The sequence below is a fragment of the Coleofasciculus sp. B1-GNL1-01 genome, assembly GCF_040220235.1.
Taxonomy (GTDB): Bacteria; Cyanobacteriota; Cyanobacteriia; order Cyanobacteriales; family Coleofasciculaceae; genus Coleofasciculus.
Map to the genome: position 1 here is coordinate 1 of NZ_JAVJTO010000074.1, position 14,037 is coordinate 14,037.

General features: G+C 46.8%; 14 protein-coding genes. 7 read left to right on the forward strand and 7 right to left on the reverse strand.

What is annotated here, in order from left to right; translation table 11 throughout:
- The first annotated feature begins 293 nt into the window (after positions 1–293).
- Positions 294–1,451, forward strand: coding sequence for an AAA family ATPase (locus RID53_RS18270; protein WP_446389454.1), 1,158 nt, complete (start codon positions 294–296; stop codon positions 1,449–1,451).
- Between the two features lie 139 nt (positions 1,452–1,590).
- On the opposite strand, the gene RID53_RS18275 is transcribed toward RID53_RS18270, so the two are convergent.
- Positions 1,591–1,848 carry an iron-sulfur cluster assembly scaffold protein gene (locus RID53_RS18275; protein WP_446389455.1) on the reverse strand — a complete coding sequence of 86 codons (258 nt, stop codon included), beginning with the start codon at positions 1,846–1,848 and terminating at the stop codon, positions 1,591–1,593.
- 33 nt (positions 1,849–1,881) lie between these two features.
- Between RID53_RS18275 and RID53_RS18280 the strand changes: the two genes are divergently transcribed.
- The 5 genes from RID53_RS18280 (at position 1,882) to RID53_RS18300 (ending at position 7,373) form a co-directional block, all read left to right on the forward strand.
- Complete coding sequence (locus tag RID53_RS18280) at positions 1,882–2,073, forward strand: hypothetical protein (protein WP_446389456.1); 192 nt, start codon at positions 1,882–1,884, stop codon at positions 2,071–2,073.
- Between the two features lie 266 nt (positions 2,074–2,339).
- Positions 2,340–2,468, forward strand: coding sequence for a hypothetical protein (locus tag RID53_RS18285; RefSeq protein ID WP_446389457.1), 129 nt, complete (start codon positions 2,340–2,342; stop codon positions 2,466–2,468).
- Between the two features lie 207 nt (positions 2,469–2,675).
- Positions 2,676–5,237 carry a CHAT domain-containing protein gene (locus RID53_RS18290; protein ID WP_446389458.1) on the forward strand — a complete coding sequence of 854 codons (2,562 nt, stop codon included), beginning with the start codon at positions 2,676–2,678 and terminating at the stop codon, positions 5,235–5,237.
- 844 nt (positions 5,238–6,081) lie between these two features.
- Positions 6,082–6,765, forward strand: coding sequence for an SDR family oxidoreductase (locus RID53_RS18295; RefSeq protein WP_446389459.1), 684 nt, complete (start codon positions 6,082–6,084; stop codon positions 6,763–6,765).
- Positions 6,766–7,064: 299 nt separating this feature from the next.
- Positions 7,065–7,373, forward strand: coding sequence for a hypothetical protein (locus RID53_RS18300; RefSeq protein ID WP_006099384.1), 309 nt, complete (start codon positions 7,065–7,067; stop codon positions 7,371–7,373).
- Between the two features lie 187 nt (positions 7,374–7,560).
- Here RID53_RS18300 and RID53_RS18305 read toward each other — a convergent pair whose 3' ends face one another.
- Entirely contained in the window at positions 7,561–8,295 is a 735-nt protein-coding gene (locus tag RID53_RS18305; protein ID WP_446389460.1) for an SDR family oxidoreductase, read from the reverse strand.
- Positions 8,296–8,460: 165 nt separating this feature from the next.
- On the opposite strand from RID53_RS18305, the gene RID53_RS18310 reads away from it, so the two are divergent.
- A complete protein-coding gene (locus tag RID53_RS18310) occupies positions 8,461–9,426 on the forward strand; it encodes an aldo/keto reductase (protein WP_446389461.1) in 966 nt (321 codons plus the stop codon).
- Between the two features lie 249 nt (positions 9,427–9,675).
- Here the strand turns inward: RID53_RS18310 and RID53_RS18315 are convergent, their stop codons facing one another.
- From RID53_RS18315 to hslO, 5 genes are all read right to left on the reverse strand, one after another.
- Positions 9,676–9,939 carry a Txe/YoeB family addiction module toxin gene (locus tag RID53_RS18315; protein WP_446389462.1) on the reverse strand — a complete coding sequence of 88 codons (264 nt, stop codon included), beginning with the start codon at positions 9,937–9,939 and terminating at the stop codon, positions 9,676–9,678.
- A complete protein-coding gene (locus RID53_RS18320; protein WP_446389463.1) occupies positions 9,936–10,172 on the reverse strand; it encodes a type II toxin-antitoxin system Phd/YefM family antitoxin in 237 nt (78 codons plus the stop codon). The genes RID53_RS18315 and RID53_RS18320 overlap by 4 nt, the downstream gene beginning before the upstream one ends.
- A 412-nt stretch (positions 10,173–10,584) precedes the next feature.
- A complete protein-coding gene (locus RID53_RS18325; protein WP_446389464.1) occupies positions 10,585–10,719 on the reverse strand; it encodes a hypothetical protein in 135 nt (44 codons plus the stop codon).
- A 69-nt stretch (positions 10,720–10,788) separates the two neighbouring features.
- Entirely contained in the window at positions 10,789–12,843 is a 2,055-nt protein-coding gene (locus tag RID53_RS18330; protein ID WP_446389465.1) for a chromosome segregation ATPase, read from the reverse strand.
- A gap of 292 nt (positions 12,844–13,135) precedes the next feature.
- The gene (hslO, locus tag RID53_RS18335) at positions 13,136–14,035 is read right to left on the reverse strand and encodes an Hsp33 family molecular chaperone HslO (RefSeq protein WP_446389466.1); all 900 of its coding nucleotides are present in this window, start codon (positions 14,033–14,035) and stop codon (positions 13,136–13,138) included.
- Between the last annotated feature and the right edge of the window lie 2 nt (positions 14,036–14,037).

A 14,037-nucleotide genomic window follows, 5' to 3' on the forward strand; every position in this document is an offset into this window, starting at 1 on the left:
AGTGATGCTAACTGGAAACGGTTGGGACAATTTACCGCCAAAAAAGTCCAGTTGTTGCAGCGAAATACCGGATTGGTATCAACAGTTGGATTGTCAAACCTTACCACATCGAGTGGTAAGGTTTGACCTCTATCCCTCCCCACATTGCTTCGCTGAATGCGGGGTCTCACGAGACAAGCGATGAGGCTTTTGCCGGACAAGCTCAACTGATCAGATTATCATCAGCAGTATCAATAACAATTGCTGCTTTTTCATCCCGGTGTCATTTTATTACCATCAGCCTACTATAAGCCATGAAAGTCAAGCGCCTGAAAATCAACTCGTTCCGTGGCATCGGCGATCTGACGCTGGAGTTCCATGAGACTGAACCGACAGTCTTGGTGGGGATCAACGGAACGGGAAAATCCAGTATTCTCGACTGTATCGCACTCCTGCTTTCCCATTTTGTGGCGGAACTTCAAGATCCGATTGGAACGGGACATTTTATTAACGAACAGGATATTACGGAAGAACGGAAAATTCCGCGACATTTTTTTCGTCAGGGAGATATCGCCAATGGTGCCCATCAAACCAAAAATGAGATCACGATTTCCCTGAGAGAACGGCAGATCAGTTGGTTTCTCTCGTTATCTAATACTAAGGGACGACCCAGAGGCGGGAACATTCGAGAATTAGAAGGAATTTGTTTGCGAATTAAGAATCAGTTGCAAAACAATCTGAATGTGAATTTACCCGTCGTGGTTTACTATCCCGTCAACCGCCAGTTTTGCGACAAGGTTACCCAAGAAGCAACGAAATACTATTGGTCAAACCAACTAGCGATTTATGACCACGCATTAACGGGTGTGTCGATTAACTTTAGCAGCTTCTTTGAGTGGTTTAAGGATCTGGAGGATCTAGAAAACGAATGGCGTCGAGATAATCCCGAACACCGCGATCGCCTCCTAGAAGCTATCCGACAAGCGATATCCTCTCTGTTACCCGGTTTTGCGAACTTGCGGGTGCGACGCGCCCCTTTACGGATGACAGTGACGAAACAAGGTCGAGAATTAGTCGTTAATCAACTCTCAGAAGGAGAAAGAGGCTTGCTAGCCCTCGCCGCCGATTTAGCCAAACGATTAGCGATCGCGAATCCGGGGTTAGGGAATCCCCTAGAAGGGAATGGTGTGGTTCTGATTGATGAGATTGAACTCCACCTGCATCCGAAATGGCAACATGAAATTGTGCCAGCACTGACTCGCACCTTCCCCAATTGTCAGTTTATTGTGGCGACTCATTCACCCCAGGTGATTGCCAATGTTAATCCGGAACAGGTTTACCTTCTCCAAGCTATCCCGGATAGTGATATGGGAGACACGCCGATGATTATCGCCAAACATCCAGAACCGTCAATGAGTCAAGATAGCAATTCCTTGATCAAAGAACTGATGGAGGTTTCGGTTACGTTGTAGTCGAGGAAGATAGAGGGGATGGGATGGGTGCATGTCAACGCAAGTAGGTTGGGTGGAGTAACGTAGGCGAAACCTTGTCGTACTCGCCTAGGAGAACCCGAAGGGTAGAGTAACCCAACTTATCAGGTGAGCGTGAACATTATGTCAAACTTGACATGTTCCCAATGCGATTTCCGTTAGTGACCATCACCTGGGTATCTGTAATCAGTTGTTGATTGGTTTCAACATATTCCTTAATGCCAAGGCAAATCAACGCTCGGATTACACCCGCGATCGCGATCGCACAACCTGTTCCCTCAAACTTAATATCTTCAATCCTATCGCCTGTCGGATTCAGTTGTATCGTCAGTGAGATGCAAAGGATTAAGGGCGGGTTTTGTAGAAAAGTTATCGGCATCGATTCAAACTAAATCCCTAAACCCGCCCCTACATGAAGGTTAATGCTGAGGATTCAAACGCTGCACAAACGCCTGATGTTCTGCTACAGCTTCCACTAATTTTATTGCGGTTGTTAATCATTTTGATGTCATCTGAAGTTCCCCCAGTCCAGATGTACTACACCCAGCGCCAAGCCTTATCCCGTAGTAGTTTTAGCGATCACTATCTCAAAAGTTGTACATAAGTAGCCCACGGTTACTCTTACTTCCTTTCCCAGAGTAATTTCCGGATGTATCCCTCTCGTGCAACCGTTGCTAAGATAAGAGAGATTGAACTGAACCCAAACAGAACCAGTCTGTACAATCACAACTGAAACCTTCTCTAGGGGCAGGTTGAGTAAAATCGGGGCGGAAAAAAAACGATAATCGTGAACCCACCCCTACATTCGGAAAAACTCCTTCATCCCGATGTACATAGCAACGGAAAAATGCTGGATGTGGCTTACCCACTATGGCTAAAAAAAAATCCCTAGCCCAAATCAGTGAGCCAGGGAACGTCAATCAGGGTGCATCTACCATTTCACTCTTCTGGAATAGGCGGGGTTTATCCGGAACAATCCTGGATCAGTTCCTCAATTGAGTTCAGTAGCATCCGTCGCCGAAAAATTCCAGCGTTCTCAACCAGGGTTAATGTCTCGCCCCTCATCCATACGATCAAAAGGTCTCATTGAATACATCACTCGCGTCTGAGTCCCTAAACTCTATAAGGAAACTTTCATAGAATTAAATCAATCTATATCTAAAGACACTATGAATGCGATAAATCTTGAAAACCCAGTAAAAACCCTTGACATTCAGCAAACTTGACCAGGCAATAGCAGTGGCACAGGAATTCCATATCTCTGTGACCCCTTTGGGGGATGACCAGCATCTAGTGCGGATTGAACGAGTCGCACCCGGGGTGCCTTTGGCAGAAGAACAAGTGCGTTGGCCCATGGATGAGTGGTTAATGCAAGCGAGACAATTGATGAATGATCCCCTCCTGGGCTTGTTACAAGGGGGGGCTGGCGGTATAGATGAGCTGTTTTTCTTGCCTAATTCCGATCAGCAAGTGCGTCAATCCTGCCAAAACTTAGTGGCGCTGGGTCAGGAACTCTATAATGCCTTATTCCAAGGGAGCTTACGTGATAGCTGGATGATGGCACAAGCGATCGCGCAAAATCAACGTACTGTATTACGACTGCGCCTGGGACTCAAGGGGAATCGCTTACCTCGCTTACCCTGGGAAGTTCTCCATGCAGGCGATCGCCCTTTGGCAACCGGGACGGATGTCGCCTTCTCCCGATATCAACTCAGCACCGGGTTGATGCGACCGATTCATTCTCTCCCCCCTCAACCCAATCCTGTCCTGAAAATTCTGATGGTCATTGCTGGACCGAGTGACCAAGAGAGTTTAGAACTGGCACAGGAAGCCGCACATCTACAAGAAGAACTCAAAAACCGTTCTCGCCAAGAACCCCCGGCGATTCAACTCACCATTCTCGAACAACCGGGACGAGAACAACTGACCCAAGCCTTAGAACAAGGTCAATATCAAGTCTTCCATTATGCAGGTCATAGTAGTCTGGGAGATTCTGGCGGTGATGTTTATTTAGTGAGTAATAAAACTGGATTAACGGAAACCTTAAACGGCAATGATTTAGCTGGATTGCTAGCCAATAATGGCGTGCAATTAGCCGTATTTAACTCCTGTCGTGGTGCCTATACAGCCACCTCAGACCCTTTAGACAATGGCAAAGAGCGCAATTTAGCCGAAGCCTTGGTCAAACGAGGAATTCCTGGGGTTTTGGCAATGGCAGAGCGAATTCCCGATGAAGTAGCACTCACCCTCACTCGCCTCCTTTATCGGAATCTCAATCAAGGCTATCCCATTGATCTGAGTCTGAGTCGAGCGCGACAGGGGCTAATTTCTGCCTATGGCTCTAACCAATTATATTGGGCGTTGCCTGTACTTTACCTGCATCCCGAATTTGATGGATTCCTCACCAACGTGGACGATGACTATCACCATCGGGAAGAACGATTACAGTTACCGGAACCACCAGATATGCCATTAGTCTCTGATGAAAGTGACGCTGAACTATTCACACGAGAGATGTTAAACACAACGAGGTTAGAGGATGAGGATGAATTCCTGGAGGATAAACCTCCCCATGCGAAGTATGAGTATCAACCGAGGCAAAATTGGCTCGATGAGACGCCCTCAGAGGAGACTCCCTCGGAGGAGACTCTCTCAGAAGATGAGCCGGATGATCCGTCTAGCTTTATTAAGAATTTACTCGAACAACTGGATAGTGAGCCGGAGATCGAGGAACCTAAATTACCTCCCCTAGATCCGAACCATCCCCCACAACCAGCGCCTGAACAAAAGAATCAGGACGTACCCAAACCGCCGCCTCAGCAACCCACAGTTTCCTCAGCAGCGCCAGCACCAACGTCTGTGCCAAAAACAGCAACGCCGTCATCTGAACAGACGGTAATGCCGAAACCCGCTCCAGTGGAATCGCCTGAAAAGGGATGGCGTTCTTGGCTGGTTGCGCCTAAACTGTGGATTGGATTGGGGGTTGGTGCTGTTGCGATCGCACTGTTGAGTTTTGCCCTAGTTTGGAACCGTCAGCCGCCACCGGATAGGCTCAGATCACAGTCTGAGTCTCCTGTGCCGAGTTTACCCCAACCCTCAGACTTGGATGGAATCAACTTAGACAAAGCCGAAACCAGTGACGTCACCGCTTTCGCGATCGAACAATTTGGTCAAGGGAATATCGACGCCGGAACTGAAGCTGTCGAAGCGTTGCTGAATCGAGGTGCGTTGTCTCAAGCCGATGCAGCTTTAAAAGCTGTTTCTCCCTCCCAATTGGATAATCCAACCATCAGTTTCTTGAGAGGGCGTCTGGCTTGGCAATCGCTTCAAACTGGAGATACAAACTATAATATCAGCGATGTGCGACGGTATTGGGAAACGGCGGTTAAAGCCCAACCTGACTTGGCTAACTATCATAATGCCCTTGGCTTTGCCTACTACGCAGAAGGAGATTTCGAGCGAGCCAACAATGCCTGGTTAGATGCTCTTACGTTAATTGAACAAGATCAAATCGATGCAGATGTGGCAGGAAATGGGGCGAAGAAAGAAGCGTTAACAGCCTATGCAGGATTGGCGTTAGGATTCTGGAAATCCGCTCAATCACAGCCAGCCGAAAAGCGCACCAATCTTTTAAATGAATCGTTGAAACTGCGGCAAAAAGTTCTCCAAGATGACCCTGTGAATTTTCAACCCGACGCCCTGAGTCAGAATTGGCTTTGGTCTGAGCAGGCGATCCAAGATTGGCGATCGCTTTTAGGAGAAAGTTAGACGAACAGGCGAAGCTGTTTTTGAACAAACCCCATCGTCAGTGATGATGATGGTTTTTATTTCTGCCTTGTCTGTGTCAATCTGTGTCCCTCACACTTCAGTGTAATCTGTGTTCTTGTCAATACTTAGTCATCATTTTTATCAAAACTTTAAAAAAATACATGCGTCCAAGGGGAAATGGGGTGTGAGACAAAAAACGAGAAATTATACAAAGTTTTACGACGATTCAAGGGGTTTAGCTTGGTCTAGATTATTTTTGCTCATAAAATAACCACCATAAATAATATACCTGAAAATCGCACAATTTTCTCACAAGCACCGTAACCCTTGAAAATTCGTATATTTTTCTGGAAAAGGGGTAAAAAATGAGCAATTATGACGTTTTGTTGAGGCGGCGACCGGATTGGAAAATTTAAACCGTTCTGGGGAAAAGGATAGTTTTAATTATCAGAACTTGACAAGTTTAGCCGAAACGACATTTAGTAAAACGAAAGAAATGTCAGTAGCGAAGGATACAGAAAGGCAAAGTGGTATGTAGGGAATAGTCGTTATCTCCACGGAAATAGCATTTCCCGGCTGATTCAGACTCGATGTGATACACAGTTTCCAAAAGTAGAGAAGCACTGTCTCATCGTTGCTGTACTACACCGTGTTAGAACGTGCTGTATACTCAAGCTCAAACATAACTTAAAATCCTTACCAGTAGGAGAGATAACGACCAGTTGTCTCGACGCGATTCTAGTAGTGAACCCCGCCCCTACTTCCGGAAAAACTGGTGCGCGATCGCATCTTCCCGTATCGCCTTAATCTATTAAAAGAAAGGTATCAAGGGAAAATAGTAACCATGGCAAAAGTAATCGTGATTACAGGTGTCAGCCGAGGTTTAGGTCGAGCAATGACTGAGGGATTTATCGCTCAAGGACATACGGTTTTGGGTTGCGCTCGAAACGAGGCGGCAATCAAGGATCTCAATCAAGCCTTTGGTCAGCCCCATAATTTTACCGTGGTCGATGTTGCTGATGAAGATCAGGTCATGGCTTGGGCAAAACTTCTGCTCAACGAATACAGTCCACCGGATTTGCTGATTAATAATGCGGCGATTATCAATAATCTAGCACCTCTGTGGGAGATTCCTAGCCAGGATTTCTCCCATCTGATTGATGTCAATATCAAAGGAATCGCCAATGTGATTCGCCATTTTATCCCAGCAATGATTGACCGAGGAAGCGGTATTATTGTCAATCTGAGTTCAGGATGGGGACGCTCAACCTCGCCCCAAGTCTCATCCTACTGTACCTCTAAATGGGCAATTGAAGGGATGACGCGATCGCTAGCTCAAGAATTACCTAAAGGAATGGCGGCGATTCCTCTGAGTCCCGGTATTATCCATACCGAGATGCTAGAAGTTTGCTACGGCGCAGAGGCGGCGTCTTATACAGCCATCCAAGATTGGAAGAAAAAAGCAGTTCCCTTCTTGCTGCAATTGACTCCGGCTAATAATGGTCAACCCTTAACTGTCCCCGCATGATATAATCAGAAGTTCGACTCTGTGTTTGAGGCGAGACGGCAATTATCTCGCTTCAACCTAAAAACAGCAGGTAGAGGAGAAAAGCGGGAGCTATACAAAGTTTCACAAATAAAGCCTTGGGAAACCTCGCTGAAATCAGCTAAAATCGACTAATCATGTCAAATATTTGATAGTACGACGACAGAAAAAAGGCGAGATTTTCAAACGTAAGCTATGGGGAAATTACCGTTCAAGGCAAAGTCCTGGACTCTAAACCAGGGTTTAGTACAGCATCAAGAATCAGGGAGGATTAAAAAGTAGTGGATAACGTTTATAAACGCCACTCTTATAAGGCAAACTTCGATCAAGCCGAACGCTACCACACCCATTGGGATGAATATTTAATTATTCCGATTTGGGAGAGAAAAACAGGGCGTTGGACAGTAACGTGGCTCGAATCAGAACAGTTGCTCGAACCGACCATTATTGATCCCTTTGGCGGTTTTGATTTCCCCACAGCTCAAGCTGCGATATCGGCGGCAAAATCTCTCATTGATCATTGTTCAGATGTGGCGGCTCGGAATGCTTTAGAAGATAGGCTGATAGAAATTTTAGAAGGGAAGGGATAGGGGAGATGGGGGAGATTTCATTTTGGATACATTTTTGGAGTTCAATGTCTTCTTGCTGCCATATTTTATGATCTACTGATTGTCGATAACTGGTTGGTTTTCCCTCATATCATGTCCGGCTGTATAGTTCGTCTATCGTAGCCGTAATTACTTGGACGGAAGCATTATCCTTCTTCCGGACTTAATATCACCAAGCCATAGGCTGACGACGATTAAAAAAGCCACCCGTGGGTCCATCATCGGGTAAAGTTGCCAGCCATACAGGGGTATCAGCACCTTGCTCAATGTTTAGCGGTGCAGCTTCAGAACCCATATCCGTTTTCACCCAACCCGGACAAGCCGAATTGATTAAAATATTGGTTCCTCGCAACTCCTTGGCAAGCAAAGCTGTAACCGCATTGAGAGCTGTTTTAGACAGTCTGTAGGTAGGAGTGAGAATATCATAATAAGGCGAACTTGGATCACTCATTTCTGCAAAAGAACCAAGGGTACTAGACATATTGACAATGCGACCATAATTTGCTTTTTTCATCAAGGGAATGCACGCTTGACACATTAGAAAAGCGCCATAAAGATTTGTTTGCAGGGTTCGCGAGAGTGTATCAAAATCTACATCCAATACAGACGTTGTTCTATCGAGTAGCACCCCGGCATTGTTCACGAGGATATGCAGTTCACCAAGTTCTTGTTTAAGCCAACTAACGGCTTTGTCAATACTCTCATGACTGTTCACATCTAAAAGACAGAAATCTACGTCTAATCCCTCTTGCTTAAGTTTTTCGTAGGCTTCCCGCCCCTTGGGGGCATCTCTGGCTCCTAGAATAACGTGGATGCCTTTTTGGGCGAGTTGTTTACTAATTTCAAACCCTAACCCTTTATTAGCGCCTGTCACTAATGCAATTTTACGGGTATGATCGTTCATGTCTTTGTCCTGAAATGTTTTCAGCAACCTGCTGCCTTGAGGTTCCAGCTAATTGTACCTGGGATAGACGCCAAGACTCTGCCAAAACGTAGAAGATTTGATGGGATTGGCTTATCAGTTAGTCCCTTATTCCAGTTAAAATTGTCTAGATTACAGAAATTGGTTATGGAAACGCGACCTTTAGGAACTTCCGATATCAAAATCACACCGATTATCATGGGTACCTGGCAGGCGGGTAAGAGTGCCTGGGTGGGGATTGAAGATGCGGAAACGATTAAAGCTATCCGAGCCGCTTTTGAGGCAGGTATCACGACAGTGGATACCGCAGAAATCTATGGTAAGGGGCATTCTGAGCAGATTGTCGCCCAGGCATTATCCGATGTGCGCGATCAGGTGGTTTATGCGTCCAAAGTGTGGGTGGGGAATCTGAAACACGATAAAGTTATCGAAGCCTGCGATCGCTCTCTGAAAAATCTCCAGACGGACTATATTGACTTATACCAAATTCATTGGCCCCCCGGAACATTTAATACTGAGGTAGTGCCGCTTGAGGAGCCAATGAGCGCCTTGAATAAGCTAAAGGAACAGGGCAAAATTCGGGCAATTGGTGTATCGAATTTCTCCCGCGCTCAGTTAGAAGAAGCGGCACAGTATGGGAAGATTGACAGCTTGCAGCCCCCCTACTCCTTGTTTTGGCGTAAAGTCGAGCAGGATGCCCAACCCTACTGCATTGAGAATAATATATCAATCTTGGCATACTCATCTCTTGCCCAAGGATTGCTCACCGGTAAATTTGGACCCGATCATCAATTCCCAGAAGGCGATCATCGTGCCAAAAATCGTCTGTTTCAAGGAGACAACTATAAACGAGCGCAGCAAGCTTTAGATAAACTGCACCCGATTGCCGAACGCCATAATTGTAGTCTGGCTCAATTATCCTTAGCTTGGTTAATTGCCCAACCGCAAACGAATGCGATCGCGGGGGCGCGTCATGAGGGACAATCCTCTAGTAATGCTAAGGCGGCTGAGGTCAACTTATCTCCAGAAGAACTGCAAGAAATTGACGCGATCGGACGTATTGTCACGGATCACCTAGATGATAATCCCGTGATGTGGGATTGGGATTCATAACAGATAAATAATCAGAATAACCGCCCGGAGTTCAAACTCCGGGCTAATAGCTTAAGTCCATTGAAATGGACTAAAACTCTGATCTAGTCGTATGCCAGACGAATGCCAGCTTTTGGTGTTTTGGGTTTCATGACGCTCTTGTTACCCAACATCCACTCCTGTCCAACATAGCATCAATGCCAAATGTAGCATTCGCACTTCAACGCTAGTGAGGATAGCGATCGCACCTTCAGTTATATTGTCACAAGATTACTCATAATGAGTCCACATACGCAGAATCTTCACTGTATTCTCTGACTCAATCACTTCATACACGAGACGATGCTGGATATTGATGCGCCGCGAGTAAGCACCAGATAAATCACCCACCAGCTTTTCATAAGGTGGGGGATTCTGAAATGGATTGATTTCAATGATATCGAGTAGTGCTTGCGCTTTGTCTCGTAAATTACTTTGAGACAGCTTCTTGGCATCTTTCTGAGCCTGTTTTGTGTAGACAAGTTGCCAAGTCACCACTCCAACTCTCGATCACATTCTTCAATCGGAGTCGCCAAACCAGTACGAATTGATTCCCGCATTCCCGGTATCGAAAGTAGATACAGCGTTTCTTGAATCGCTAACCAATCTGCTTCAGACAGTAAAATCGCATTGCTGCTTTGAGAAGCAATGACAATCGGCTGATGGGATTGACTCACAGCATCGATCAAGTCTTGCAATTGCTGTTTGGCTTCATTAATAGGAATCATCGCCACCAACTTAGTAAGGTTTAAACTAATTACACTTTCATCTATAGCAATCCTATTTAGGTCGTGGCAATTTTCAAAAATGAAACCCTTGCTATACCTGGGTTTCGAGCATTTCGCTTATTGCATCCTATTTAGGATTGCTATATTACAGCGCTTTTCGCTGTAATAAAGTACAGTAGATCAAAGTCCCCCTTCAGATCCCCCTCCCGTCCCCCTATTAGATCCCCCTCCCGTCCCCCTTCAAAAGGGGGAAGCTAGCTGATGCTTCGCTTTTTGTTCCACGGGGGAAGCCAAAGGATGCTTCGCTTTTTTTGCACGGGGATTTAGGGGGATCGACAATGTACCGCATAGCAGAGCAAACTGCTGTATGAGCGATTAGCGCGAGCTATGCGTGACGCTAGCGCTGCTGCTTTCAGTAGATTGTACTCAGGAGTGTCATGACGTAGGCTTCCCTGGTGCGTCGTTCTGCTTCTAAGCGATGGATTTCTGGAAGTTCAGGTAAATTTCCTGTCAGTTTAATGTCCAATTTGAGTTTTTGGGTTGACATAGTATTTCAGAGTAGTGGTGTGACAAAACTCAATTTGCATGCTTTCTTTCACCGCGAATCCTAAACGGCTTAATTATCATCCAGAGGCAATTCATGTTCGGGTGGTTCGAGTGGAGGTTGAGCATCTGTACCCTGAGGAACCACCACAAGCGGGGGAGGCGGTTCTAAAATCCTTTGCCATTCTTGAATTGACACTTGAGCCGCACTATAGGCTTCGGTTCCCGAAGGAATCATTTTAGCCAGTCGAATCGCTTCAGTTAAGCTAAGAGCGGCTCGATCTTGAGCCAGTGCCAACAGTTGATAACTCCAGCGATTAACCGCCGAGACTGCATCACCTCTAACTTTGGCGGAACTGGGAACTTGTCTGGCTAAGCGAATTGCCTCCACAATAGCGTCGGGGGTACCGGGAGTGGCAGCTCGATAGGCTTGTTGCAAGCGCTGTTGTCCCAAAACTTCTGTTTTCCAGCCCTTAATCAGGCTTTGTGCTTCCCCATAGAGTACCCGTCCGGATTTGATTTGTTCAGCCGCCGCGATCGCAGCCGAAAGATTTCCGGAATTGGCAAGGGTACGAGCTTGATCAAGATAGGGTTGGTCTTCTAGGCGTTGAACCGTGCGCGTCCAGTCTTTGATTTTACTCTGCGCTTCTGAGTAAAGAGCGCGATTGGGGGCAATCCGACGGGCTTCTTGGATGGCTTCTCGTAAGGATTGGACTCCGCCAAAGCTGGCAAGTTGGGTGGCGCGATCAAGATAGGGCTGATCTTCTATGGTTTGGATCTGACGAGTCCATTGGCTAATCTCCGCCCTCGCTTCCTGGTAGCGGGGATTACGGCTGGGAATCAGTTTGGCTTCTGCGATCGCGATCTGTAAATCGCTGACTAGCCCAGAACTGGCAAACGTCCGCGCCCGTTCCAGTCTAGCCACGTCCTCAATTTCCCGTTGCCATCGATCAATTAATTCCTGACCTTCATCATATAGAGGACGATCAGTACCCAGTTTCTGCGCCGAGGCGATCGCGATTTCCAAATCCCCAATGCTTCCCGATTCAGCCAGGGATATGGCATTGGCTAAGTCAATCAAATCTGCCTTAACATCTGGTAATTTCACGCTAGCGGGTAACTTATTGGCAATCTCTAACACCCCTTGCCAGTTCCGTTGTTCTAAGCGACTCGTCGCCAGTTTGAGTAATTTATTCCCACTCTCAGCAATTAAATCTTGAGCTTCTTTGTAGGCAAAACTCTTGGGCGTGATTTTCTCGGCTGCTTCAATCGCCTTTAAAATATCATCGACGCGACCCGTTTTACTCAGCCGATAGGCTTCATCCAACTTCTGACTATCGTCTCGTCCGATTTGAATCAGATCCACGAGTTGGTTGTACTTGACGGCTGCCCAATACTGATTATCTATCGTTGTCAGCTTAACCGCTTCTCGAAATGCTAATGTCCAATTGGACTGTCTCAGGTGTTCCTCGGCTTGTTCATAAATCCCTGAAGCCTTTTGCCACAGCGTTTCCCATTCCTTAATTTGTTCTTTGACTAGCGTAAACGCCGGAACATCCCTAGGAATCCGGTTGGCAATCTCAATCGCTTCCTCTAGCTGACCGGCTTGAAACTTTTCTTCGCCAATGGCTAAAATCTCGACTGACCACTCTTCGATATGGCGATTAATTTCCGGGCGCAAGGGATGGTCTTTCGGTAAAGCATCGATGAGTGCGATCGCTTCTAGCAAATCCTTGGTGGTGCGCTTATTTGCCGCAAGCTGGGAGCAATAGAGGCGTACTGATGCCGAAGCCGTGGGCCAAAAAATTGAGGGACAATTTGGCACGGCAGGTAGCTTAAGCAAAAGGGCAACGGAAGAAAATCCAATCCCACCTGAGACTAAAATAATCACCGTCATCCAAAATGTCCAGCCCAAGGTAAAGCGGCGTCTTGGTTCTTTCGGCTGTTGAGGAGAGGGGGGGGCTGGCTTCGTCGTCACTTGTTGGGGAGTGGTTTGACGATGAGAGGTTGAATGTCCGACCCGATGAGGATCAACAGCATTCTTCTGGTGTTGCCAATCCTGGCTCCAACGGGGTTGGGAAGACCGAGTAGCATACCAATGATTGGGCATTTTTCGATTTCTAGTCATAACTCACTCCACCACTCGCTAAGCCTAATGCTGTGGGTTTTATAGCACCCTCAGTTGTTGCAATACTACTCTCGTTAGACAGAAAAAGCCATATTCTCCCTGAGACTTGATCGGGAATGGGAGCTAGGACAGTTGCCGTTAAGATGAGACTGATTGCTCTTATATCGAATCACTAACGCCATACCTCCCAGGCAGAAAACTACCCAAATTGGTGTTCATACATATATAAAGACAGACTAGAGCCAATCAACTCTCACCTTTCCTATTCCCAATTCCCCTAACTCAATCTCGATTAAACGGACTCAGCTTTTAAATCCTGAATCAGTTGAGCCAGTTCATCTCCACTCGCTTGGTAAACTTCCCCACAGAAGTGGCAAGTTGCTTCAGCGCCTTCGTCTTTTTCAATCATATCCTGAAGTTCGGCTTCACCTAGCATTTTCAGCGCTCCCAAAACCCGATCAAACGAGCAACCGCAGTCAAAACGCACCATTTGGATTTCGGGCAGAATTACCAAGCCCAAATCCCCCAATATCTGTTCAAAGATAGCCGGTAACGTTTTACCTTCCTGCAACAGAGGCGTGAATCCGGATAGCTTGGCGATGCGAGATTCCAAAATCTGCACTAAAGACTCGTCTTTAGCCGCTTTCGGTAAAATTTGGATTAATAGCCCTCCCGATGCGGTTACGCCTTCAGCGCCGACAAATACACCCACAATCAGCGCTGATGGGGTTTGTTCAGATGTGAGCAGGTAATGAGCAATGTCATCGCCAATTTCCCCTGACACCAGTTCTACTGTACTGGAATAGGGATAGCCATACCCTACATCCCGGATCACATAGAGATAACCGTCACGCCCAACAGCACCGCCAACATCGAGTTTGCCAGAGTCGTTGGGCGGTAGTTCAATGGCGGGATTATCCACATATCCTCTAACCGTACCATCTAAGCCCGCATCAACCAAAATTCCGCCCAAGGGACCATTTCCTTTCACCCGAATATTTACCCTTGACCCTTCCCGCTTCATATTAGACGCCAACAACAAGCCAGAGGACATCGTGCGCCCCAGGGCAGCCGTTGCCACATAAGAGAGCTGATGGCGCTGACGGGCTTCTTCGGTGAGGCGCGTGGTAATCACACCGACGGCGCGGATACCCCCTTCTGCTGCGGTGGCGCGAATTAACTGATCAGCCATGA